This is a genomic window from Chitinophaga lutea (assembly GCF_003813775.1).
Taxonomy (GTDB): domain Bacteria; phylum Bacteroidota; class Bacteroidia; order Chitinophagales; family Chitinophagaceae; genus Chitinophaga; species Chitinophaga lutea.
Map to the genome: position 1 here is coordinate 1183544 of NZ_RPDH01000001.1, position 24865 is coordinate 1208408.

Annotated in this window: 20 protein-coding genes; 5 read left to right on the plus strand and 15 right to left on the minus strand. The window is 54.6% G+C overall.

Features of this window, described 5'->3' with window-relative positions; translation table 11 throughout:
• Positions 1-20: 20 nt before the first annotated feature.
• From mnmE to EGT74_RS04545, 5 genes are all read right to left on the minus strand, one after another.
• On the minus strand, positions 21-1403 hold the full coding sequence (mnmE, locus tag EGT74_RS04525; protein ID WP_123845338.1) for a tRNA uridine-5-carboxymethylaminomethyl(34) synthesis GTPase MnmE: 1383 nt from the start codon (positions 1401-1403) through the stop codon (positions 21-23).
• 125 nt (positions 1404-1528) lie between these two features.
• Positions 1529-2365, minus strand: coding sequence for an energy transducer TonB (locus EGT74_RS04530; RefSeq protein WP_123845339.1), 837 nt, complete (start codon positions 2363-2365; stop codon positions 1529-1531).
• Between the two features lie 45 nt (positions 2366-2410).
• Complete coding sequence (locus EGT74_RS04535) at positions 2411-2998, minus strand: ExbD/TolR family protein (protein WP_123845340.1); 588 nt, start codon at positions 2996-2998, stop codon at positions 2411-2413.
• A gap of 51 nt (positions 2999-3049) precedes the next feature.
• On the minus strand, positions 3050-3727 hold the full coding sequence (locus tag EGT74_RS04540; RefSeq protein WP_123845341.1) for an ExbD/TolR family protein: 678 nt from the start codon (positions 3725-3727) through the stop codon (positions 3050-3052).
• A 72-nt stretch (positions 3728-3799) separates the two neighbouring features.
• The gene (locus EGT74_RS04545; protein ID WP_123845342.1) at positions 3800-4654 is read right to left on the minus strand and encodes a MotA/TolQ/ExbB proton channel family protein; all 855 of its coding nucleotides are present in this window, start codon (positions 4652-4654) and stop codon (positions 3800-3802) included.
• A gap of 589 nt (positions 4655-5243) precedes the next feature.
• Here EGT74_RS04545 and EGT74_RS04550 point away from each other — a divergent pair.
• A complete protein-coding gene (locus EGT74_RS04550; protein WP_246008117.1) occupies positions 5244-7754 on the plus strand; it encodes a zinc-dependent metalloprotease in 2511 nt (836 codons plus the stop codon).
• Positions 7755-8201: 447 nt separating this feature from the next.
• On the opposite strand, the gene EGT74_RS04555 is transcribed toward EGT74_RS04550, so the two are convergent.
• Positions 8202-8765, minus strand: a complete 564-nt coding sequence (locus tag EGT74_RS04555) for an HPP family protein (RefSeq protein WP_123845344.1) — start codon at positions 8763-8765, stop codon at positions 8202-8204.
• Positions 8766-8886: 121 nt separating this feature from the next.
• On the opposite strand from EGT74_RS04555, the gene EGT74_RS04560 reads away from it, so the two are divergent.
• Both EGT74_RS04560 and EGT74_RS04565 read left to right on the plus strand, forming a co-directional pair.
• A complete protein-coding gene (locus tag EGT74_RS04560) occupies positions 8887-9918 on the plus strand; it encodes a LacI family DNA-binding transcriptional regulator (RefSeq protein ID WP_158618005.1) in 1032 nt (343 codons plus the stop codon).
• Between the two features lie 28 nt (positions 9919-9946).
• A complete protein-coding gene (locus EGT74_RS04565; protein WP_123845346.1) occupies positions 9947-10768 on the plus strand; it encodes a hypothetical protein in 822 nt (273 codons plus the stop codon).
• Positions 10769-10825: 57 nt separating this feature from the next.
• Here EGT74_RS04565 and EGT74_RS04570 read toward each other — a convergent pair whose 3' ends face one another.
• Positions 10826-12241, minus strand: coding sequence for an alpha-L-fucosidase (locus EGT74_RS04570; RefSeq protein ID WP_123845347.1), 1416 nt, complete (start codon positions 12239-12241; stop codon positions 10826-10828).
• A gap of 4 nt (positions 12242-12245) precedes the next feature.
• The gene (locus tag EGT74_RS04575; protein ID WP_123845348.1) at positions 12246-14795 is read right to left on the minus strand and encodes a beta-mannosidase; all 2550 of its coding nucleotides are present in this window, start codon (positions 14793-14795) and stop codon (positions 12246-12248) included.
• A gap of 88 nt (positions 14796-14883) precedes the next feature.
• On the opposite strand from EGT74_RS04575, the gene EGT74_RS27000 reads away from it, so the two are divergent.
• On the plus strand, positions 14884-15051 hold the full coding sequence (locus tag EGT74_RS27000) for a DUF6728 family protein (RefSeq protein WP_181954729.1): 168 nt from the start codon (positions 14884-14886) through the stop codon (positions 15049-15051).
• On the opposite strand, the gene lpxB is transcribed toward EGT74_RS27000, so the two are convergent.
• The 7 genes from lpxB to metG form a co-directional block, all read right to left on the minus strand.
• Positions 15041-16135 carry a lipid-A-disaccharide synthase gene (gene lpxB / locus EGT74_RS04580; protein ID WP_123845349.1) on the minus strand — a complete coding sequence of 365 codons (1095 nt, stop codon included), beginning with the start codon at positions 16133-16135 and terminating at the stop codon, positions 15041-15043. The genes EGT74_RS27000 and lpxB overlap by 11 nt on opposite strands.
• A gap of 59 nt (positions 16136-16194) precedes the next feature.
• Complete coding sequence (locus EGT74_RS04585; protein ID WP_123845350.1) at positions 16195-16491, minus strand: hypothetical protein; 297 nt, start codon at positions 16489-16491, stop codon at positions 16195-16197.
• Between the two features lie 10 nt (positions 16492-16501).
• Positions 16502-17281: a 5'/3'-nucleotidase SurE gene (gene surE, locus EGT74_RS04590; RefSeq protein WP_123845351.1), complete on the minus strand. Its 780-nt coding sequence runs from the start codon at positions 17279-17281 to the stop codon at positions 16502-16504.
• Positions 17282-17351: 70 nt separating this feature from the next.
• Positions 17352-18128, minus strand: coding sequence for an ABC transporter permease (locus EGT74_RS04595; protein ID WP_123845352.1), 777 nt, complete (start codon positions 18126-18128; stop codon positions 17352-17354).
• A gap of 29 nt (positions 18129-18157) precedes the next feature.
• A complete protein-coding gene (locus EGT74_RS04600; protein ID WP_246008118.1) occupies positions 18158-19054 on the minus strand; it encodes an ABC transporter ATP-binding protein in 897 nt (298 codons plus the stop codon).
• Between the two features lie 32 nt (positions 19055-19086).
• Positions 19087-21486, minus strand: a complete 2400-nt coding sequence (locus tag EGT74_RS04605) for a 3-hydroxyacyl-CoA dehydrogenase/enoyl-CoA hydratase family protein (protein WP_123845353.1) — start codon at positions 21484-21486, stop codon at positions 19087-19089.
• Positions 21487-21615: 129 nt separating this feature from the next.
• Positions 21616-23700, minus strand: a complete 2085-nt coding sequence (gene metG, locus EGT74_RS04610) for a methionine--tRNA ligase (protein WP_181954730.1) — start codon at positions 23698-23700, stop codon at positions 21616-21618.
• 156 nt (positions 23701-23856) lie between these two features.
• On the opposite strand from metG, the gene EGT74_RS04615 reads away from it, so the two are divergent.
• Entirely contained in the window at positions 23857-24768 is a 912-nt protein-coding gene (locus EGT74_RS04615; protein ID WP_246008119.1) for a S66 peptidase family protein, read from the plus strand.
• Positions 24769-24865: the final 97 nt, after the last annotated feature.

A 24865-nucleotide genomic window follows, 5' to 3' on the forward strand; every position in this document is an offset into this window, starting at 1 on the left:
TGTTCTGATATTAAGTCGTTCTACTTCCCGATACAAAACTTCGAAAAGATAAAATCCAACCGGTCCTCGTTCGTCACCTCCCCCGCAATATCAGCCAGGAAGAACAGGCAGCGCCGGATGTCCAGCGCCAGCAAATCCCCCGGCAGCCGGTTATCCATGCCCTTCTTCACGTCCATCAGGGCGGCATATACTTCCTGTAATGCGGCGTAGTGGCGTACGTTGGTGATGATGGTGTTTTCGGTATTGACCGCGCCGCCCATCACGTGGGAAACGAGTTTGTCTTTCAGGTCATCGATATGCCCGTGTTGTTTGGCGGAGATGAAAATCACATCCGGCACCATCCCGAATTTCGCACGCGCCTCCTCAAACCCGAGGGTATCCGCCTTATTCCCCACCAGCAAAAACTGAATGCCTTCACGGTCGAACTCCCGCACCTGCGCGAGCAGATCGTCCACTGAGAGTTCGGACACGTCGAAGAGATACACCACAATGCCGGCCTCTCTCATTTTCTCCAGTGATTTAGCGACGCCGATGCTTTCGATGGTATCCGTGCTTTCACGGATGCCGGCGGTATCGATCAGGCGGAAGAGGATTCCGCCGATGTTGAGCACTTCCTCAATGGTATCGCGCGTGGTGCCGGCGATATCGCTGACGATGGCGCGGTTTTCATTGAGCAGCGTATTCAGCAAAGTGGATTTACCGGCGTTGGGACGCCCGATGATGGCGGTGTTGACGCCGTTTTTGATCACGTTGCCTACTTTGAAGGAATGCACGAGGCGTTCCACTTCGTTAAGCGAGTCGTCCACCAGTGTATACAGCGCCGTACGGTCGGCAAACTCCACGTCTTCCTGGCTGAAGTCCAGTTCCAGTTCTATCAGCGCGGAGAATTTGATCAGCTGCTCCCGCAGGGCGAACAGCTCTTTGGAAAAGCCGCCGCGCATCTGTTGCATCGCGGTTTGATGGGAAGCGGCGGTATTGCTGGCAATCAGGTCGGCGACAGACTCGGCCTGTGTGAGGTCGAGCTTGCCGTTCAGGAAAGCGCGCTGCGTGAATTCTCCCGGCCGGGCGAGGCGGGCGCCCATGGCGATGCAGGCTTCGAGTATCTGTTGCTGGATGTAAGGCGAACCATGGCAGGAGATTTCCACCACTTCTTCGCCGGTGTATGATTTCGGGGCGCGGTACAGGCTCACCACCACTTCGTCTATCACACGGCCGTGCAGCTGCAGGCTCCCGAAATGCAAGGTATGCCCGGGTTGCTCCGCCAGTTTTTTGGCGGGGAACAGTTTGTCTGTAATGCCGATGGCCTGTGGGCCGCTCAGCCGTATCACCGCAATGGCGCCTACGCCGGGCGCGGTGGCAATGGCTACTATCGTATCGTCGTGACCGCCTGTTTTTCCAATCATAGGCCGAAATTAAATAAAATACGCCGCACTGAAGAATGGGGCCCACCATACAATCCCCCCCAAAAAAAATTCCCCCGCCTTTACAGACGGGGGAACATGTATTCTTACTAGCGTGAGACTTATTACTACTCTTGCAGTGTAAAGCGGATCGGCAGGTTGAACTGCACAGATACCTGGCGTCCGTTCTGCTTACCGGGTTTCCACTTCGGCATTTTTTTCACCACGCGGATGGCTTCCTCTTCGAGGCCACCGCCTTTCGGGGCGCCTACGGTTTTCACATCCTTGATGGTACCTTCAGAGTCCACCACGAATGATACGAACACTGTACCGGAGATGCCGTTTTCCGTTGCCATGGGTGGGTAGCGGATGTTGTTATTGAGGTACTTGGCCAGCGCCTCTTCACCACCAGGGAAGGTCGGAGGTTGCTCCACGAACGTGAAGATCTCGTCTTTCGGGGGAGGTGCGGGTGCGTCGATTACACCGGTACCTTTACTGTCGTTGATCAATCCCGGGTCAATACCGTTGGGATCGCCTTCCACAGTTTTGGTGCTCACGGCTTTATCTTTGATCTCTTCGATCTTCACCAGTTCCTCTTCGGCTTTTACTTCTTCGTCTTTCTTGATTACCGGCGGCGTAAACTGCACGGACGGTTTTACCGGGGGCGGCGGAGCGGGCGGCGGAGGCGGCGGAGGCGGCGTTTTCGGATCATCCGGCAACTTCACGTCCTCCAGTTTGATATCCTCCACGATCGGCTTCTTTACCATATCTGAGTTGTCGCCCTTCGCATTTAAATACAGAAGGTAGCCGCCAACGATCAGCAGGGCCAGGCCCGCTGTGGCCAGAATGGAATTCCGCACGCGTTTGTCGTACTTCTTGCGAAGTTCATAAGCACCGTAGCTCTTGTTCCTGTCTTCAAACAGGATGTCAAGAAAATCGGACTTAAGGATTTTAGCTGAATCCATTGTTAATTGTTTATAGATGGATGCAAAAAAATTAGTTTTTCCATACTACTGGATCCCGTTGGAGGTCTCAGTAGTTTTGATCCATTGCTTGTCCTGGTCGCTGATATCCACCGTTGCATAGCGCTGGATACGGTTGATTGCCATTTCATCCAATAAATCTACAAAGTTCTTGTATGTGGAGCCGTCATCAGCTTTGATGATCACCACCACATCTTCGGGCTCTCCTTTTGAGTTCCTGAATTTGGACACTTCATCGCGTTTTTTGATAATCACGTCACGGATGCCGTTCGTGTTGGCAAAAGTTGTCGCTTTGAAGAAGTCCGGATTACTGGAGGCATTGGGGTCTTGCGCCAATCCCTCGTAGTAATAAACCTGGTCTTTCTTGCCTAACAGGATAGTGAGAGCGGTGCTTTCCTTCACTTTGTTCTGCTCTTCCTCTTTCTCAGTATCCTTGGGCATCACCAGATCCATCGTCTTGGGCTTAGACATAGTGGTGGTGAGCATGAAGAAGGTAATCAGGAGAAAACCCAAATCCACCATCGGGGTCATGTCAACACGGGTCGAAAGCTTTTTGGATTTCGTTCCCTGGTGTTTCTTACCACCGCCACTACTGCTGGTATCCATTTCAGCCATGGTAGCATTTCTTTTTTTGTTGAAACAATTGTACTAACGGTCCCCCCGTTACTACTTTTTCTTAGACTGGGACTGCTGCTGTTCTTCGTAAATCGCAGCGGCAGAGCCTGCCGGTTTTGCTTCCAGGTTCGTTACCAGGTTCAGTTTCTGGATCTTCTTGTCCTTGAAAGTGTCCAGAACCTTTTTGATCACCGGATAAGGAACGTCGTTGTCCGCCTGGATGCAATACTTCAGTTTGCTCATCCCACCGCCTGCGGCACCTTGTGCTGCGCGGGCGTATTCGATCCAGATCCCCAGTTCGTTATTGGCAGAGTCCATCGGAATGCCTTTTTCGATATTGGAAGATTTACGCTGGTCGGCACTCATGTTCAATACCTGTTTCAGGTTCTTGAAGTCCGTACCAACGCTGGAACCAACTATGAAGTTATTGATCTCTTTTTTCTCCAGCCCCAGTTTGAAGTTGGTGTTGAGATCTTCTATGAGCTGCCTTCTTTTAGGCTGACCGTCCATGCTAAAAAACACCCTGCCGTCCTTTGCTACCGTCAGCAGAATAACATCGGAATCAGGCAATAACTGGGTATTGATAGAAGACGGAGTAACCACCGCTACCGGCTCGTCCGGTTTGAACTTGGTCGCCAGCATGAAGAAAGTCAGCAACAGGAACGCCACGTCGCACATCGCCGTCATGTCGATGTTCGTGCTTTTCCTGGGCATTTTTACTTTTGGCATACTTACTCCTTTTTAATTTGGTTCACTTATAAGATTCAATTCTGCACTAATTCCACAGATAATTTACGAAAATTATTTGTGATTTGCAGCGAAGCTCTGCGTTAAAGTAAAACCAGACTCGTCGATCGCGTAAGTGATGCTGTCGATATTGGTAGTGAAGTAGTTATACATGATGATTGCCACAGCGGAAGTACCGATACCCAGTGCCGTGTTGATCAGCGCCTCGGAGATACCAAGAGCCAGCTGGGCAGAATCGGGTGCACCACCGGAAGACATCGCCGCGAACGCCTTGATCATACCCAGTACCGTACCGAACAGACCCAGCAGGGTAGCTACGGAAGCAATGGTAGACAGGAACACGAGGTTTTTCTCCATCATCGGCAGTTCCAGCGCAGTGGTTTCTTCGATTTCGTTTTTGATGGACAGGATTTTCTGGTCGGTATCCAGCTCGGTGTTACCGATCATTTCCTTGTATTTTTTCAGGCCGGCTTTGATTACGTTACCTACGGAGCCTTTCTGTTTGTCGCACTCAGCCAGGGCCGCGTCAACATTCTTGTTAGCCAGGTGGTACTGTACTTTACGTACCAGCTCAGCGCCGCTGAACTTACCTTTGGCTTTTGCCAGATACAGGAAACGCTCGATTACGAAAGTCAGACAGATCAACAATACTGAGATCAGAATCGGTACGATGAGACCTCCTTTGTAAACAGTACCGAACCATTTGCCGATACCTTCCTCAACAGGGTGATTGTCAGGATTGCCGCCCTGGAAGTTGTCAGGATTACCCAATACGAGATAGAAAAATACATAAGCAATGGCGATGCAAATGGGCACAGCCAGCAAAGCAAACAAGTTGGACGACTTTTTTGCCTGATGTGAAGAGGTTTTGGCAGCAGCTGCAGTCACAGTTGTTTTAGTCTCAGCCATGTTGATTGAATTTTAGTGTTAAAAATTAAACTGTTTGTTTGTTAGTAATAAGATTTAGATCGATTGTCTGTTCCAAATTCACGCCCTTAGCGGCTCATAACCAGTGATTCGCAAAGTTATAAGCCTAACTCAAAAAAACAAGTGTCACCCAAAAAATTTAACCAACCCTTCAAAAGCCCCACCTGTGGGGCTTTTCCATCTTCACATTTTGTTGAGCAAACACTTAAATAAACAAAAAGAATAATATTGTTCTAACTGTCCTCTCCAACTTTGTAGTCCGTGGCAACCGAAATCGATTGATTTTTTTTCAAAGTTGGACGCACAATTTAAGAAAATTTTCAAATGTTCCAACTAAATTTTTAAAATTCAGTTTCCCTCCTGCTACCAGCTCATTTGAGCAATTTACGGCTTTTTATTTCCGCTCTTAACATCTTTTGGCGCATTTATGGATTTTAACGATTTTTTATCAACCTTTCCCCTTTCTTTGCCGCAACTAAAATCTGTCAAAATCAAATAAACCAACACTATTCCCATGCATTTACAGCGCAAATTTACCCATGCTGTTGCGGGTGTGTTATGTGCAACCTGTTTGCTCACAACCGCTGCAGCCACTGCCCAGCGTAAGAAAAAGGATAAGAATCCCGTACCTGCCGCCGCCCCTGCCAAAGATACCACCGCCCGCCCGCCCATGGCCGGCCCCGGCGGCCCTCCGAAAGCAGCTCCGAAAAAGTTTGCTGAGATCATCACCCCCAAAGCGAAAGCGGACTCGGGGATGTTCAACGTCTACAAACAGGACGATAAATTTTTCGTGGAAATACCGGATAACCTCCTCGGCCGAGACATCCTCGTGGTGAGCCGTATGTCCAAAGCCGCCGCAGGCATGCGCGTGGGCATGTTCGGATTCGGCGGCGACCAGATCAACGAAAACGTGATCCGCTTCGAGAAAGGCCCGAACAACCGCATCTTCCTCAAAAACATCTCCTTCGCGGAAAGATCGAAAGACTCCACCCAGCCGATGTATGTTTCCGTGATGAACTCCAACATCCAGCCGATCGTGGCGTCGTTCGACGTTAAAGCGTTCTCCAAAGGGAACAACGGTTCGGTACTGGATTTCACGGATTATATCAGCGGCGATAACGACATCCTGTTCTTCGACGCAAGCCTCAAATCGCAGATCAAACTGGGCATGCCGCAGGCGGATAAATCTTACATCCAGGACGTGAAGTCGTACCCGGAAAACATCGAGATCAAAACGGTGAAAACCTACACCAAAAGCGGCTCTTCCCCGATGCCGGGCATGCCCCCCACCGGCGGCGGCTTCGCTACCGTGGAACTGAACAGCTCCCTGGTGCTGCTGCCCCTGGTGCCCATGCAGCCGCGCTACTTCGACCCGCGTGTGGGTTTCTTCGCCACCAGCCTCACCGACTTCGATGCTGACCCACAAAGCGTGAAACGCCTCACCATGATCACCCGCTGGCGCCTGGAGCCGAAGCCGGAAGACATGGAGAAATTCCGCAAAGGCGAACTGGTGGAACCCAAAAAACCGATCGTCTTCTACATCGACCCGGCTACCCCGGCGAAATGGCGTAAATACCTCATCCAGGGTGTGAACGACTGGCAATCGGCCTTCGAACAGGCGGGCTTCAAAAACGCCATCTACGCCAAGATGGCCCCCACCCCTGCGGAAGACTCCACCTGGAGCCTGGAAGACGCTCGCTTCTCGGCCATCGTGTACAAACCCTCCGAAGTGCCCAACGCCTCCGGCCCGCACGTGCACGACCCGCGCTCCGGCGAGATCCTCGAAAGCCACATCAACTGGTATCATAACGTAATGCGCCTGCTGCGCAACTGGTACTTCATCCAGGCGTCCCCGAACGACGAACGCGCCCGTAAAATGCAGTTCGACGACGAACTGATGGGCGAGCTCATCCGCTTCGTATCGTCACACGAAGTAGGCCACACCCTCGGCCTGCGCCATAACTTCGGTTCCAGCTCCACCTACCCGGTTGAGAAACTGCGCGACAGGGAATGGGTGAAAAAGAACGGCCACGCCGCTTCCATCATGGACTACGCCCGCTTCAACTACGTGGCGCAGCCGGGAGACGGCATCACCGGCGCGGACCTTTACCCCCGCATCAACTACTACGACAAATGGGCCATCGAATGGGGTTACAAAGCCATTCCCGGCAAAGATGCGGACAGCGAAAGGGCTACCCTCAACCAGTGGACCATCAACCGCCTGCAGGATAAAAAATTCTGGTTCGGTACGGAAACCAATCCGGACGATCCCCGTTCACAGAACGAAGACCTTGGCGACAACGCCATGAAGGCCAGCGCTTACGGCGTTAAGAACCTCCAGCGCATCATGCCCAACCTCATGGCCTGGACCCGCCAGGACAATGAAGGCTACAGTACCCTGAGCGAGCTCTACAGCGAAGTGATCGGCCAGTATTCCCGCTACATGGGCCACGTGGCCAAAAACGTAGCCGGCATCTACGAAACGCCGAAAACCGTTGAGCAATCCGGCGCGGTGTACGAAACCGTACCGAAAGCCACCCAGAAGGAAGCGGTGCAGTTCCTGCAGGCGCAGCTCTTTACGACGCCTACCTGGCTGATCGATAAAGACATCCTCACCCGCATCAACGGCAATGCCGCCACCATCATCCTCAGCCGCCAGGAAGCCGTGCTCGGCCGCCTGCTGAGCGTAGGCACGCTGAACAAACTGGTGAACGCGGAAGCCCTCAACAGCAATACCTACACGGTAACCGAGTATATGAGCGACCTGAAGAAAGGAGTGTTCAGCGAACTGTCGACCCGCAAACCGATCGACATCTACCGCCGTAACCTGCAAAAGGCTTACGTAACGGCCCTCGGCAACCTGATGAAAGCGCCCGAGCTGCCGGCCGGTTTGCCGCCTGCTTTTGCAAGCATGTTCCCGAACCCCACCAAATCCGACGTGTCCAGCGTAGGCCGCGCCTACCTGGTGTCGCTGCGGAGCGAGGTGCGCGCAGCTGCCGCCGGTGCGGCTGACGCCATGAGCCGTTACCACCTGCAAGACCTTGCAGAAAGAATCACCGAACAGCTGGAACCGAAGAAATAAATCCGGTTTCCGTATCATAAAAACAAAAGGGGCTGTATCAATGCGATACAGCCCCTTTTTTATCCGGGTATCTTTTATGCGATGCTCAGGCCCACTTTTATTTTTGATACTTCCTCCCGGGGCTAATTCTTCGTCTTTTTATCCGGAGACCTTCTGATCCAGCGATCCCCGGCGTTACATGCCTCTGGTTTAAATAGTACATCTCCGTACCCCATTTTCCTGAAATTGCAACACAATTGCATACGCAGGTATCTACGCTTCATCTATGCTTCAGCTATGCTCTTGCTACGCTTTTGGTGCGGGGAGGCTTTGGAGAGGCTCCCGTAAAGCATTGTTTATCAACGGCCTAAAAGCCACTTCATCGCCCTCGAACCGCCGGCTTCCGCCATGCGCACGATCTCCGGGTAATATTATTTTCGCATCACATCCGCCGTCACCGGCAAGGCATCACCACCACTTCCCTCTCGCCGGGTAACTCCTGTTGCCGGGAATATTATTCACGATAAAAGCTACCAGCAGCAGCAGGAACACGCCGGTCGCCACGGGCGAGAGCACATACCAGAACCCGAGCGCCCTGATCTTGGCGCTGCCGGCCACCGCCAGCAGTGCCGTAGCGCCGCCCGGCGGGTGTATCGTTTTGGTGAGCTGCATCACCACGATGGAGCTGGCCACCGCCAGCGCGCCGGCCAGCCATTCCCAGTCGGCCCAGGGGATGAGGGTACATATGGTAACGCCTACGGCAGCGCTCAGCACATGCCCGCCGATCACGTTGCGGGGCTGCGCCAGCGGGCTTTGGGTATGCCCGTAGATCAGCACCGCGGAGGCGCCGAAAGAGCCGAGCACGAAAAGATTATCCTTCGCGGGCAGGTAAAAATGATTGAGCAGCCCGATGAGGCCCACGCCGAGGAAGGCCCCGGTAAACGACCAGGCCATGTCGCGTTGGTCTACCAGCGTTTCCCGGTAAATCACATAGCGGGCGATGCGATACGTTCGTTTGATGCGGTGTTTCATTCGTGATAAGCCGGCTTTTGACCGGCCGGGTGGAAAATACCGGCCGGATGTTTCGCCGGGCGCAAAAATACACCTATCAATAAATTTTCTTAATATCGCCCTACATTATTCATCCTCTAACGTGAAAGATCGACAGAACACCAATAAGATCACCATCTACGATATAGCGCAAGCGCTCGGCCTGAGCGCCTCCACGGTATCAAGGGCTTTGCAGAACAATCCGCTCATCAACGAGGAAACCCGCAGCAAGGTGCAGGAACTGGCCGCGGAAATGAATTATGTGCCCAACTGGATAGCGTCCAGCCTGCGGAAAAAACGCTCCAACATCATCGGCCTCATCGTGCCCCGCACCAGCATGTACTTCCAGAGCACCGCCATCAGCGGTATCCAGCACGAAGCGCACAAGTACGGGTTCAGCATCGTGATCGGCCAGTCCGACGAAACCGTGGCCATGGAAAAAGAACTGGTGCATACCTTCTTTTCCCTGCGCGTAGACGGCCTCCTGGCGGTATCCTCCATGTTTACCACCAACTTCGACCATTTCTCTCCATTTATCAGGAATAATATCCCCCTTGTTTTTTACGACCGCGTTCCGCTCGACTTCCCCGGCTACACCATTACGGGCGACGATTTCAAAGGCGGTTTCCTGGCCACCGAACACCTGATCCAGCAGGGCTGTAAAAGGATTGCGCACTATGCCGGCGTACTCACCTGCAACCTCTACCAGCAACGCCTGGCGGGTTACAAAGCGGCTTTGGCCAAATACAAGATCCCCTTCGACGAATCGCTGGTGTACGTGCACAACCTCACCCTCGACGCAGGCGCGGAAGCGGCCCGGCAGATCTTTGCCGGCGGCAACATCCCGGACGGGCTTTTTGCGGCCAACGACTCCTCCGCCGTGGCATTTATCCAGGAAGCCAAAAAGAAAGGCGTAAAAGTGCCGGAACAGGTGAAAGTGGTCGGTTATTCCAACGACCTCTCCTCCCGCATCATCAGCCCCTCCCTGACCACGATCGAACAATCGGGCTACCGGATGGGCGAAAAGGCGGTGGAAACACTCGTGCAGCTGATCAACAAGGACGAAAAAATCAAAGTCACCAAAAATTTCGTATTTGAAGTAGAGCTTATTCCACGCGAATCTTCTGCGCGGTAAGCATCACAAAACCTACAACAACTTTACTATGAAAAAAGTCCACCTTTTTCTGATGGCCCTGCCTGTGCTTGCGCTGGTTTCCTGCAGCCGGGACATTTACGTGCCCAACCAGGTCAACGTGCCGTTACTGAAAGAAAAGAACGAATTCAAAGCCAACCTGTCCCTTTCCAACTGGCAGGCCGCCTATGCCATTACAGACAACATCGCCGTAATGGTGAACGGCCAGTATGTATACCGCAACTGGTTCTACAGCGATAACAGCAACAATACGGATAACGACGACCTGTTCGTGGACCGCAACACCCGCGGCGGCGTACTGGAAGGCGGCGTGGGTTTCTTCAAACCCGTAGACTCCAAAAAGAGGGCCGTATTCGACGTATATGCCGGCTTCGGGCAGGGCGCCTTCAAAACGCTCGACGGGGCGTATAATGAAGCCCCGGAAGGCACGGCGGCCACGGAGTACCAGCTGCGCACCCGCTTCACCAAATTCTTCGTGCAGCCCAGCTTCGGCCTGGCGCATAAAGTAGTGGAAGCGGCCTTCACCTCGCGCTTCTCCCTGGTGAAATTCAACAGCCAGACCATGGGCCCGAAAGCATTCGAAAACGACCCGGACCGCCGCGCCAACTTCATGCGCCTCGGCGACAGGGCGGTGCCTTTCTTCGAGCCCACCTTTACCGTGCGCGCGGGCTACCGGTATATCAAATGGTACGGCCAGCTGCTGTTCTCCGTTCCGCTGAACGACGAGCAGTACAACAACTACAACGTGAACGATTATTTCCAGCCGGTGTCCGTCACCATGGGCGTTACGCTCAACTTCGGGCAGTGGGTGAAAGATGCGGGAAGAAGATAAAAACAAAGCGGGCTGACCTTTGAAAAGTCAGCCCGCTTTGTTATGTGTTGTGTCTTCTTATTTGATCCGGATCGCCACCGCATGCTGGCGGCCGCTTTGAGCGAGCGCCGCAGGCAGTTGCACCACTATTTCGTTCTGCACTTTTTTCCAGCTTAACTTCTTCTTGTCCCCTACCACGTTCATCGCCGCGCCTTTGCGCGGTGCGAAGCCGCTGAAGCGGATTTCGGCGGGCACGGCTTCTCCCTGTTCCAGCAGGTAGATCGCATATACGGTACCGTCTTTCTTTTGCGAAAAACATACTTTACCGCTTTTGTACGGAGCCACGGAACGGGTGTCGTAAATCGCCTCGCCGTTTACCTGCATCCACGCGCCGATGCTGTCGAGCTTGCGGTACGCTTCATCGTGCCAGGTGCCGTCGGGGCCGGGACCGATGTTGAGCAGGTAGTTGCCGCCTTTGGCGATGATGTCTACCAGGTTGTGGATGATGGTGTTCACGGGTTTGTATTGATCGTCCGGCACGTACGACCAGGAGCCGCCCATGGTCATACAGGTTTCCCAGGGATAGTCGAGCGGCTTTTCGGGGATCTGCTGCTCCGGTGTGCGGTAGTTTTCATACGGGCCGTGCACGCTCCTGTCCACCACGATCAGGCCGGGCTGGTGTTTGCGGGCCATCGAGGCGATGGCGGGCATGTTGATGTCCTGGTCCTGCGGCGGTGTTTTGCTCCAGGAGAGCGATTCTTTGGTTTGCATGCTCAGCGGCCGCACCCATCCGCCGTCGAGCCACAGGATGTCCACTTTCCCGTAGCCGGTCATCAGCTCTTCGATCTGGTTGTAGGTGAACTGCTGGAACTGTTTCCAGCGCTCGGGATATTTGGCCAGGTCGTAGCTGGGATTGCGGTCTTTCGGCGGAAAATAACGCCACCAGTAAGAATCCACGTTCCAGTCGGGTTTGGAGAAATAAGCGCCGATACGGATGCCTTCTTTCCGGAATGCCTCGAAGGTGGCTTTCGTCACGTCGGCGCGCGGGTCTTTACTGAAGGGTACGTTCGGGGCGGTGATCTTGTAATTCGATTGCCTGGTATCGAACATGTTGAAACCGTCGTGGTGTTTGGTGGTGAACACCATGTACTTCATGCCCGCTTTTTTGGCGGCGGCGGCCCATCTGGCCGGGTCGAACTTCACCGGGTTGAACGTGTTGGCGAGGGCTTCGTACTTCTGCACGTACTCGTAATAGGGGATGCCGGCGGGTTTGCGCTGGGTCCAGCCTTCGTCTTCCGGGCAGAGGCTCCACGATTCCACGATGCCCCACTGGGAGTAAGTACCCCAGTGCATCATCAGGCCGAATTTCCAGTTCTGCCATTCTTCCAGCTTCTGCAGCACCTGCGGGTCGGTTTCTTTCACGTAAGGCTCGTGCTGCGCCTTGAGGGCAAGGCCGGCCATCAACAGGCAGCCTGCCAGCGTTAGTTTTTTCATATTGTCACTGTTTTTCAACTTTGTAAGCAAGGGCCAGGTGCTGCACCTGTAACTGTTTTTTCACTTCTTCCGCCGTCAGTTTCGTTTGCACCGTCACCGTCGTTTCGCGGCCGGGCAGCAGGTCGAAATAATTGTCGGAGAAGTGGCTGTCTGCATCGCCATCCAGCAGCAGGTAAACGTTTCGCGCCAGCTGGCTGCTTTTCAGTTTCAGCGTAACGGCCCCTTTATTGTCCTCCACCGTTACGCCTACTTCCGTTGCGGGAAGCGGCATCTGGCGGGATGCAGCAAAATAAAACACATTATCGCTCAATACCTTGTTGTTCTTTAGCAGTTTGGTGTACAATATTACCCTTGTGCTGTCTGCGCCTTTGAGCAGCGCATCGCGGCGGATGCTGTGCTGCACGGCGCTGGTGTTCGCTTTGGCGGTCACGGGCGTTTGTTTTTCCCATAGCACGCGGCCGTCGAGGTCTGTCAACTGCATGTCGAGCAGCAGCGATTCGTTGCGGAGATGGTCGTTCACGATGTAGGTGGATACGCTCCCACCGTCCTGCACGGTGCTTACCAGCAGCGGGTTGTAGGCTTTTTTCACGAAGTACTGCATCGCCTTCCAGCGCCCGAAATAATCGATGCCGCTCCACGATGCGCCGGGCCAGCAGTCGTTGAACTGCCAGTACAGCGAGCCCATGCAGAACGGCATGGCCCTGCGGTGCGCTTCCATCCCCGTTTTCATGCCTTCGGCCTGCAATACCTGGCTGAGATAGAGGAACGCCGGAAAGTCTTTCGGCTGGTGATGATAATGGTCCATGTAAGTTTTGATCGCCGCATTGCCCCGCGTGAAGCTCTTCTGATGGGCCTGCATCACGAAGGAGTGAATGTCCCACTGGCTGCTGTCCGCATAGCGGCGAACGGTATGGATGTCGGGAAACGACTGGAAACCGTATTCGCTCATGAACCGCGGCACATGCGTGGCGAAGGCTTCGAACCATTCCATGCCGTGCCATACGCCCCAATAGTGGTTGTCGCCGTGCGAAAAGTCTTCTTTCCTGCCCCAGTTGCTGATCGGCGACGAAGGGAAATAAAAGCGGCCGGGGTCGTGGGTCTTCACCTCATCCCGCAGCAGTTCCCCAAACAATGTTTCGTATCCTTTCAGCATCGATGCCCATTGTGCGTCGGAATAGGCGTAACCGTCTTTCCAGCCCCAGTTTTTGATGGCCACGGCCACTTCGTTATTGCCGCACCACAGCGCCAGCGACGCATGGTTGCGCAGCCGCCGGATGTTGTAGGCCGCTTCCTCTTTCACCTGCCGCAAAAAAGCGGTGTCTGAAGGATACAGCGTGCAGGCAAACATAAAATCCTGCCATACGAGGATGCCTTTTTCATCGGCGAGGTCGTAGAACTGGTCGTTTTCATAAATGCCGCCGCCCCACACACGCACCATGTTGAAGTTCGATTCCTGCATGTCGGCGAACATCTTGCGGTAACGCTCCGGCGTAACACGGGGTAAAAAATTATCCGATGGGATGTAGTTGGTGCCTTTCATAAACACGGGGTGGCCGTTCACCATCACCGTGAAACTGGTGCCCTGCGCGTCTTTTTCGTTCTTCACCGTCACCGTTCTCAGCCCGATGCGCTGCTCTTGTTTTTGCAGCGTGTCTTTCCCCTGCATCACGGCCACGGTAACATTGTACAGCCGCTGCGCTCCCAGCCCGTTGGGCCACCAGAGCTCCGGTTTCCGGATGGTGAAAGGAATGTTGACGGTTTGTGTGCCGGCGGTCAGCGTATGGTTGATGGCGGCAGTGCCTTTTTCGTGTACGACGAGCAGGCGGTAAGTGCCTGCCTCCTGCACGTTCAGCGTGAGCGCGGCATTGAGGTTCGCCTGTTCGCTGTTCAGCGATTCCTGGCGCAGCCAGCTGTCGGCGAGCTGCACCTTGTTCCACGCCTTCAGGTATACCGGGCGCCAGATGCCGCTGGTAACGTAGCGCGGGCCCCAGTCCCAGCCATAATGGTAAGGCGCTTTGCGCGCGAAGATGCTCAGGGGAATGTCGCTGGCGTCGTTGCCCGCTGGATATACGAGCCGGCTCTCCAGGAACTTCGGCATATCATACGCGACGGGACTGTGAAAGAGAATGCGCAGCTGGTTTTTTCCCGCCTTCAGCAGCGGTTTCACGGCCACTTCTTTCCCCGCGAACATGTTCACCGCTTTCAGGATGAGCGCGTCGTTCAGGTACACATCGGCATAGGTATCGAGGCCGGTGAAGTCGAGCGACAATGCATCATGCTGCAGCTGGGCCCCCGTTACATCAAAAGAGCAGCGGTATTCCCAGTCTTTTTTATCGATCCATTGCAGCCCTTTTTCATTCGCGCCCTGGAACGGGTCGGGAATGAGGCGGTGGGCCAGCAGGTCGGTATGCACCGTGCCTGGCACAGTAGCGGTTCTCCAGATGTTTTCGTCGGTACGGCGGAACTCCCAGTTCCCCTTCAGTTCACTGTTTGTCTGTGCAAAAGCAGGCGTCGCCAGGGCGGCGAGCAGCAAGCTTTTCAATAAATTCCTCATAGTCCGTAAAAATACGGACAATAACCTTGCAAACCATTTACATTGTAATCAGTGGCATTCCCCCCAAATTCATTAAGTTTACCCCACCATGAAAAGCATCTGGCGCCAGATATTGCAATATCTCTACATCAAAAAAAGGGACCCGAACGATCCCGTCAACACCAACATCAAACTGATGCACGGGATGAACCGGATCTCGATCATCCTTTTCCTCATCGCTATCATTATTCTGATTATCAAGCTGATCAGGCGCTAACCGCGCCCACGATGGCTTCGGCGGCCTTGCGCGATGCGGTGCCGTCGCCCAGCAGGGTCCACAGCACGGCGTAATCGGCCTGCATCTGCCCGCGGCGGGCTTCGTCTTTGAGCAGAAGGGTCAGCTCCTTAAGGAGGTTTTCTTCGGTAAAGTCATGCTGGATCAGTTCCTTCACCACGGGTTTGTCCATGATGAGGTTCACCAGCGAAATGTATTTCACCTTGATCAGGTATTTGGCGAAGAAATAAGAAACGGGGCTTCCCTTGTAACACACCACTTCGGGAACGCCGAACAGCGCGGTTTCGAGCGTGGCGGTGCCGGAGGTGACCAGCGCGGCGGAAGCCTGCAGCAGCAGCTGGTACGTCTGGTTCTTCACGACCGATACGTTGGGGTACGCTTCGGTGAAAGGGCGGATGAAACTATCGTCGAGGCTGGGCGCCTGGGCCATGATGAACTGGTATTCGGGAAAATATTTCGCCATCGACAGCATCACGGGCAGTTTTTCCTTGACTTCCTGCTTGCGGCTGCCGGGCAGCAGGGCGATAATGGGTTTATCGGAAAAAGGCGGCGCGGGCTGTGCGACCTTCACGGCCTCGATCAGCGGATGGCCCACGTATTCCACTTCATAGTCCCACTTGCGGTAAAAGTCTTTTTCAAACGGCAGTATCACCAGCATTTTATCGACGTACTCCCTGATCTTTTTCACGCGGCCTTCTTTCCAGGCCCACACCTGCGGGCTGATGTAATACACCACTTTGAGCCCCTGCTGCTTCGCCCATTCGGCGATGCGCATGTTGAAGCCGGGGTAGTCGATCAGCACGAGCACATCGGGTTTCCAGGACTGTATGTCTGCCTTGCAGGCGTCGATGTTTTTGAAGATCGTGCGCAGGTTCATCACCACTTCGATGAAGCCCATAAACGCCAGGTCGCGGTAATGTTTTACTACGGTGGCGCCGGCCTGCTCCATGAGGTCGCCGCCCCAGCAACGGATATCGGCCGCAGCGTCGAGCTGCCTGATCTGTTTGATGAGGTTGCTGCCGTGCAGGTCTCCGGAGGCTTCGCCGGCTATGATGTAGTATTTCATCCGTTATCAGTTGATCTTTCAGCGTCCGGACGGCGCCATGCCGGCTTCATTCCTTCCGCTCAGATAATTTTAAGCAGCAAGATAACGATTGCGTACAATAATGTGATGAGGAAAATGCCGCGCGCAGTGAGATCGCGGCGTTTGCGGGTGTAGAGGTAAAACACCAGGCCGTTGGCCAGCAGGCAGATGCTGATGATCTTCGGGATGAGCTGTTTGTTGTTTTTCAGCATTACGAAAAAATCGGCAAGACTCAGATCACGGGGAAGAAAAACACCGAGGTAATAAATAAAAAAAGCAATGCCGGGGGTCAGAAAACCCAGCAGGATGCCCAGCGATAATTTGTCTTGTTTCAACATGGCAATAGGATTAGGCCTGGAAGCTCCATTCATCTTCCAGCTTTTTCTTCAATCGGAAATCGGTGAGGTCGAACTGTACGGGCACCAGCGAGGTGTACCCGTTGTCGAGCGCCCACACGTCTGTATCTTCACCGGCATCGAGGTTTTTAAATTCACCGGTGAGCCAGTAGTATTTTTTGCCCGTCGGGTCGCGGCGCTCGTCGAACTCCTCCACCCATTTGGCGTTGGCCTGGCGGGAGAGGCGGATGCCCCTGTACTGCGATGCTTCCACGTCGGGAATATTGACATTGAACAGCGTATGCGGCGGCAACGGCGTCTCGATCATCTTTTTGGTGACGTCGTGCGCTACCTGCCGGCAGATGCTGAGGTCGGCCTCGTAAGAATAGTTGAGATAGGAGAAGCCTACGGAGGGAATACCCTCTATCGCCGCTTCCATGGCGGCCGACATGGTGCCGGAATAGATAATGTTGATGGAATGGTTGGCCCCGTGGTTGATGCCGCTCACACAGATGTCGGGCACGCGGTCGAGTATTTTGTCGCGGGCCAGCTTCACACAGTCTACCGGCGTACCGGAACAGGTCCAGGCTTCGATGCCCTCAAAAATGTTCACTTCACTCAGGCGCAGCGGAAAACCCAGCGTGATCGCGTGGCCTTTTCCCGACTGCGGACTGTCGGGCGCCACTACCACTACCCTGCCCAGCATCTTCACCGCTTCGATCAGCGTTCGTATGCCCGGCGAGGTGATGCCATCGTCGTTCGTTACCAGTATCAGCTTCTGTTGCTTCACCATTTTACTTTTATCAACAAATTTACATGCTGCGATTTACAATTCCTCGCATTAACATTTATATAAACAACCGTTAAAGGTCGGCCTTCTTCATTTTACGCCAGCTGAGAAAGCAGAACAGCGCTATATATGCGCACGCCGTCAGGATGTACACGCTTACGTCGGGCGGTGGGGCCTGCTCCATCAGCTTCCTGAAAATCTTTCCTTCTCCGGGTAACAGCCTGTCCGTGCTTTCCATGGGCAGGAAGCCGCCCAGGTGGAACTTCACTTTGAAATCGAGCAGCCCGGCGGCCATGAACTCACCCACGTAACAGTAGAACACATAAATGGCGATGGCGATGCCGGAGCGTTTCATGAAGGTGCCCAGGAAAAATGCGGCGGACAGGTACGTGAGGCTCTGCAAAGCGGACCATAGGATGATGTGCAGGTTCTGCGATGCGTCGCCGCCATGCTGCATGCCGAATACCAGCGCGGTGAGCACCACCAGCAGGGTGATGTACAGCACCATCCCGATCATCACGCCGAACTTGGCGGCAATGAACTGGTCTCTGCTCCAGCCGTCGATGATGTTCTGCCGGATGGTCCGGAAGTTGTTTTCGTTCGTCAGCAGGATGAGCAGCAGGATGCCCATCACCGGCGTCATAAAGCTGGTCAGCCAGGCTACGGTTTCCCATACCTGGGGAAATGCGAACGGCGTTCCCCCGAACGGCAATTTCGCCAGCACCTGTTTGTTGATGCTCAGGTAAGCGGAGCAAAGCAACGGGGCGGCAGCGGTGAATATGGAGATGAGTATCCAGAAAGTGCGGTAGGCCTTCACTTTCAACCACTCTATTTTTAATAACTGTATCATGCGAAAAAAAAATTAAGGTGGGTGAAAGATCAGTTGGTGAGCTCGATGAAACGGGCTTCGAGGCTTTTGCGTTTAACGGCGAGGTAACTCAGCGTGATGCCGTTCTCGAAACAGTAGCGGTTCATCTGTTCGGCGGAGCGGCTGTCTTCGAGCACGACCTGGAAGCTGCCGTTGTGCCGGCGGATCGACTTGAGGCCGGGCAGGTTCCTGAGCACGTCTTCCAGCCTGGCGAGGTCGTTCGCGCCCATTTCGATCATATCCTCAGCGGCCAGCACTTCGTCTACATGGCCGGAAGTGAGCAATACGCCTTTTTTGAGAATGGCCACGTGGGTACATACTTTCTCCACCTCATCGAGCAGATGGCTCGCCATGATCACGGTGGTGCCTTCCTGGCCGAGCTTGCGGATAAGCTCGCGTATTTCGGCGATGCCGGCCGGGTCGAGGCCGTTGGTGGGCTCGTCGAGCAGCAGCACTTCGGGGCCGCCCAGCAGGGCGTTCGCGATGGCGAGGCGTTGTTTCATGCCAAGCGAAAACGTGCTGAATTTGGAATCTCTTCGCTCCCACAGTTCCGTCAGTTTCAGTACGCGCTCGATATCGTCGGCCCCGCGGCCTTTGATGGCTGCGGTGATCTGCAGGTTGCGCGCAGCGGAATAGTAGTGGTAGAAGTTGGGGGTTTCGAGCAGGGAACCGATGCGCTTGCGCTGGTCTTCGTGCGGGGGCAGCCCGAACCAGCTGTAAGTGCCGGCATTGGCCTTCAGCACGTCCATGATAATGCCGAGGAGCGTGGTTTTGCCGCTGCCGTTAGGTCCCAGTACCCCGAATACGCTGCCCTGGGGCACGGAAAATGACACATCGTTCAAAGCCTGGATGGCCCCGTAGCGCTTCGAGATCTGGTGCAGGGATAGAATTTGTTGCTGCTGTTCCAATGAAATGATATTAAAATTAATGCAATATATAACTAATTACGCAGCGGTTTACCTGTTTTTATGACGCTTTGCAGCCTTTCCAGCGTTTTACGCTCTCCGCAAAGGCTGAGGAAAGCCTCCCTTTCGAGGTCGAGCAGGTATTGTTCACTCACCAGGGTAGGTTCGCTCAGGTCGCCGCCACACATTACGTAGGCCAGCTTCTGGGCTATTTTGGCGTCGTGCTCGGAGATGTAGTTCCCGAATTTCATCCCGTTCACGCCGGCCAGCATGGCCCCGAGGGCGGAACGGCCCATCACCTTGATGTCTGTCCGTTCGATGGGGCGGGTATACCCTTCGTTGGCCAGCTCGATGGCTTTTTCCTTGGCGTCGGCGATCACGCGGCTCTGGTTATAGCTGATATCGTCCACACCCGGCCGCAGGATGCCCAGCTCGAACCCTTCCTGCGCGGAAGTGGATACTTTGGCCTGTGCGATGGTGAGGTATTTTTCCTGGAGGATGGGCATTTCGATGCGGCCTTCTTCGTATTCGTCGGAAGCGCGCAGCGTCAGTTCCTTGGTGCCGCCCCCGCCGGGGATGAGGCCCACGCCGAGCTCCACCAGGCCGATATAGGTTTCGGCCGCGGCCTGCACCTTGTCTGCATGCAGGCTCATTTCGCAACCGCCGCCCAGCGTCAGCGCGTGTGGCGCCACGATCACGGGAATGGAGGAATAACGGATGCGCATGGTGCTGCGCTGGAACAGCCGGATGGCCATGTCCAGCTCGTCGTATTCCTGCTCGGCCGCCAGCATGAAGATCATGGCCACGTTGGCGCCGGCGGAAAAGTTGGCCCCGTCGTTGCCGATCACCAGCCCGCGGAAGTCTTTCTCCGCCAGGTCGATGGCTTTGTGCAGCCCTTCGAGCACCTCGCCGCCGATGGAATTCATTTTCGTTTTCCAGTCGAGGCCGAGAATGCCGTCGCCGAGATCATATACGTTGGCGGCGCTGTTTTTCCAGATAATATTGCTGCTGTAGTTTTCGAGGATGATGAAGCTGTCCGCGCCGGGCACGGGCTTGTAGGCCTTCGTGGCCAGGTCGTAATAAAACTTCTTCCCGTTCTCCACCTTGTAGAACTGTTTGACCCCTGCGGCCAGCATTTCGTTCACCCACGGGGCCACGGTGAGGCCTTTATCGGTGATGTTCTTGATGCCGGCTTCCACACCCAGCAAATCCCAGGTTTCGAACGCGCCGATTTCCCAGCCGAAGCCTGCTTTCATGGCGTCGTCCACCTTGTACAGGTCGTCCGCGATCTCGGGGATACGGTGAGAGATATACGAAAACAGGCGGGCATGGAAATGCTGGTAGAACTGCCCCGCTTTATCGCCGGAAGCAGCCAGCATTTTGATGCGCTGCTTCAGGTCTTCGACGGGTTTGGCAGCTTCCACGCTGGCGAACTTCGCTTTCTGTTTGGGGCCGTACTCCATGGTTTTCAGGTCGAGCGTCAGGATTTCCTTGCCGCCCTCGCCTTTTGTTTTTTTATAGAAACCCTGCCCGGTCTTATCGCCGAGCCAGTTGTTGTCGACTACTTTCTGCAGGAAGGGCGGGATCTTCATGATGTCGCGCGCTTCATCCTCCGGACAATTCTCCTCCACACCTTTCGCCACTTTCACCAGCGTATCGATGCCCACCACGTCCGCCGTGCGGAAGGTGGCGGATTTCGGGCGGCCGATGACAGGGCCGGTGAGCGCATCCACCTCATCTATCCCCAGCTCCATCTGCTGCATGATGTGAAAGATGGCCATGATGGAAAACACACCCACGCGGTTGGCGATGAAAGCCGGCGTGTCTTTACAGAGCACGGTGGTTTTGCCGAGGATGAGGTCGCCGTAGTGCATGAGGAAGTCCACCACCGCTTGATCGGTGTGCGGGGTGGGAATGATCTCCAGCAGGCGCAGGTAACGCGGCGGGTTGAAGAAGTGGGTGCCGCAGAAATGTTTTTTGAAATCGTCGCTCCGGCCCTCCGTCATCAGGTGGATGGGAATGCCGGACGTATTGGAAGTGATGAGCGTACCGGGTTTGCGGAACTGCTCCACCTGTTCGAACACTTTCTTTTTGATATCGAGGTTTTCCACCACTACTTCTATCACCCAGTCGCAGTCGGCTATACCTTTCATGTTGTCGGTAAAGTTCCCGGTGGTGATATGTTTGGCGGCGGATTTGGTGTACAGGGGCGAGGGATTGGATTTGATCGCCGCCTGCAGCGCTTCGTTCACGATCCTGTTGCGCACGGCCGGATGGTCTGTCGTTAATCCTTTGGCTTTTTCCGCATCGTTGGGCTCTTTCGGCACAATATCGAGCAATAACACCTTGACGCCTACGCCGGCGAAATGACAGGCTATTCTTGAGCCCATTACACCGGAACCGAGCACGGCAACCTTGTTGATCCTTCTTTGCATAGTTTTTCCAGCTTTTGAGTAATGAATTTAGCATTTTTTGTCGTTGGAAAGCCGGGGGCAAATAAAAAACCCTGCGATATCCGGAGAATCGCAGGGTTGATGCCGTATAACGATATGTTAAATTGATGATCAGCTGACGCCGCTGCCGGGGGCTACGGCTTCGGAAGGATTGACGAAGACGAGGCGCCCGTCTTTATCTTCCGCCATCAGTATCATGCCCTGGCTTTCGATGCCGCGCATTTTACGCGGGGCGAGGTTGGCCACCAGTGTGACCTGTTTGCCTACAATGACATCAGGCGCATAGTGCATGGCGATGCCGCTCACCACGGTGCGCTGCTCGTCGCCGAGGTCTACCGTCAGTTTCAGCAGTTTGTCCGCCTTCTCTACTTTTTCGGCCTGTGTGATGGTGCCTACGCGCAGTTCCAGTTTGGCGAAATCGTCGTACTGGATCTCGGCTTTCTTTTCTTTCACGGGCGCGGCCGGTGTGGCAGCGGCCTGCTGTGCGGCGGCCGACTGTTTAAGGCCGGCATGCAACTTATCTACCTGGGCTTTCACCTGCTCGTCTTCCACCTTTTTGAACAGCAGTTCGGGCGCACGCAGGGAATACCCCACGCTCACGAGTTTCATGCTGCCGGCGTTCTCCCACTCCAGCATCCGGTCTACCACCTTCAGCATGTGGCAGATCTTCTGCGCCGTGAACGGCAGGAAGGGATTGATGAAGATGGCGAGGTTGGCGGTGAGCTGCAGGCACACGTGCAGGCAGTTGTCGATCACCTGCTGGTTCTGCGCCTGCAGTTCGGGTGTTTTGGCCAGTATCCAGGGCTGTTTTTCCTGTAAATAACGGTTGCCTTCGCGGGCCACGTTCATCACTTCTGACAGGGCGTCGCGGAAGCGGAAGTTTTCGATGGACTCGGCGATTTTCACCTTCGCTTCCTGCAGCATGGCGAAAATGGCGTCGTCGGCCGCATCTTTGGCGGCGGCGTGCATGGGCGGCACCTTCCCACCGCAGAGCTTGTGCATCAGCACCATGGTGCGGTTCACGAAGTTGCCGAAAATAGCCACCAGCTCGTTGTTATTGCGGTCCTGGAAATCCTTCCAGGTGAAGTCGTTGTCTTTCGTTTCCGGTGCGGTGGAGCAGAGCACGTACCGCAGCACGTCCTGCTGGTCGGGGAAATCCTTCACGTAGTCGTGCACCCACACGGCCCAGTTGCGGGAGGTGGACACTTTTTCGCCTTCGATGTTGAGAAATTCGTTGGCCGGCACATTGTCTGGCACCACAAACCCGCCGTGCGCCTTGAGCATGGCCGGGAAAATGATGCAGTGGAACACGATGTTGTCTTTCCCGATGAAATGGATCAGGCGCGTATCGTCCTTGCACCAGTAATCGGCCCATTGGTCGGTCAGTTCCTTGGTGGCGGAAATGTACCCGATGGGGGCGTCGAACCACACGTAGAGCACCTTGCCTTCCGCGTCTTTCAGCGGCACCTTGATGCCCCAGTTGCTGTCGCGGGTCATGGCGCGGCTTTGCAGCCCGTTGTCGAGCCAGCTTTTGCACTGGCCGTACACGTTATTTTTCCACTCTTTGTGGTCTTCAATGATGTATTGTTTCAGCCAGGGCTCATAATTTTGGAGCGGCATGTACCAGTGTTTGGTGGTACGTTTCACGGGCACCGCGTCGCTGAGGGCGGAACGGGGGTTGATGAGCTCGTCAGGGCTGAGGGAGCTGCCGCAGCGTTCGCACTGGTCGCCATAAGCTTTATCGTTCCCGCATTTGGGGCAGGTACCGATGATGTAGCGGTCGGCCAGGAACACCTGTTTCACTTCATCGAAATATTGTTCGGACTCCTTCTCTTCGAAAACCCCGTCGTCGTAGAGTTTTTTAAAGAAGTCGGCAGCCGTCTGATGATGGATCTGGCGCGAGGTGCGTGAAAATATGTCGAAAGAGATGCCCATGGTATCGAAGCTCTCTTTGATGATCTTGTAATATTTGTCTACCACGTCCTGCGGGTTCACGCCTTCCTGCATCGCCTTGATGGTGATGGGAACGCCGTGTTCGTCCGTACCGCATACAAATTTTACATCTGTTTTCCGGGCTCTCAGATACCGTACGTAAATATCCGAAGGCAGGTAGCACCCGGCCAGGTGGCCGATGTGCACGGGACCGTTTGCATAGGGAAGCGCCGCGGTTACCAGATATCTGTTAAATTGCTTCATCAGTTTTGATTCGTCTTTTTGGTTCCCGGCGGCTCATGACGCCGCCGGCCTATTAAAAAATTAAAATTGTGGCAATATCATTTATTTTGTGCGCCGGGTAAAGTACCCGTTCTATATTTGATATTAATCAGCAAAGGTAAACTAAAGCTCTGTAGAATGATCAAAATTCCGCCGTACCTGAAAAAAGGCGACCTGATAGGCATCACCTGCCCCAGCAGTAAAATGGAACTCAGCGCGGCCGAGTATGCGGCCGGTGTAATCGAATCGTGGGGTTTCCGGGTGCACCTGGGCATTACGGTGGGTACCAGTTTTCACAACTTTTCCGCCCCGGACGAGCTGCGGCTGGAGGAATTGCAGGATATGATGGACCACCCGGACATCAAGGCCATCATTTTCGGCCGCGGGGGCTACGGGATGATCTGTATCCTCGACCGTATCGATTTCAGCCGTTTCCGCAAGCACCCCAAATGGCTGTGCGGCTACAGCGACATCACCGCACTGCACGCCCATCTGCAGCAGCGGCATAAAATCGCCAGCATCCACTCCACCATGTGCAGCGGCATCACCAAAGCCACGGCGGAAAACGTGTATGTGGGCAGCCTCCGCGACGCACTGCTGGGCAAACGCAGCAGCTATAGCTGTAACACCCATCCCATGAACCGCAACGGCAAAACGAAAGGCGCCCTGGTAGGCGGCAACCTCTCCCTGCTGGCCAACATATCGGGCTCCCGCTCGCAGATCAATACGAAGGGCAAAATCCTCGTGCTGGAAGATATCGGGGAGTACCGGTACAATGTGGACCGGATGATGTACAACCTCAAACGCGCCGGCTGGCTTGACGATCTGGCGGGCCTCATTGTAGGCTCGTTCACGGATGAGCGCGAAACCGACACGCCCTTCGGCCAGAACGAATATGAGATCATCCGCAACCTCGTGCAGGAATACGATTACCCGGTCACCTATGGTTTCCCCGTGGGGCACCAGGAGCAGAACTACGCCCTCAAACTGGGCATGCCGCACGAACTGAAGGTGAGCGATAAGGGTGTGAGCCTGATAGAATTGAAATAATCACAGCACAAACGAATTGGAATAAACACAAAGGCCGGCCATCCGGCCTTTTTCTTTGGCCTGCCGGGTGCAAATCCGGGATTGGCTGCACCGGCAG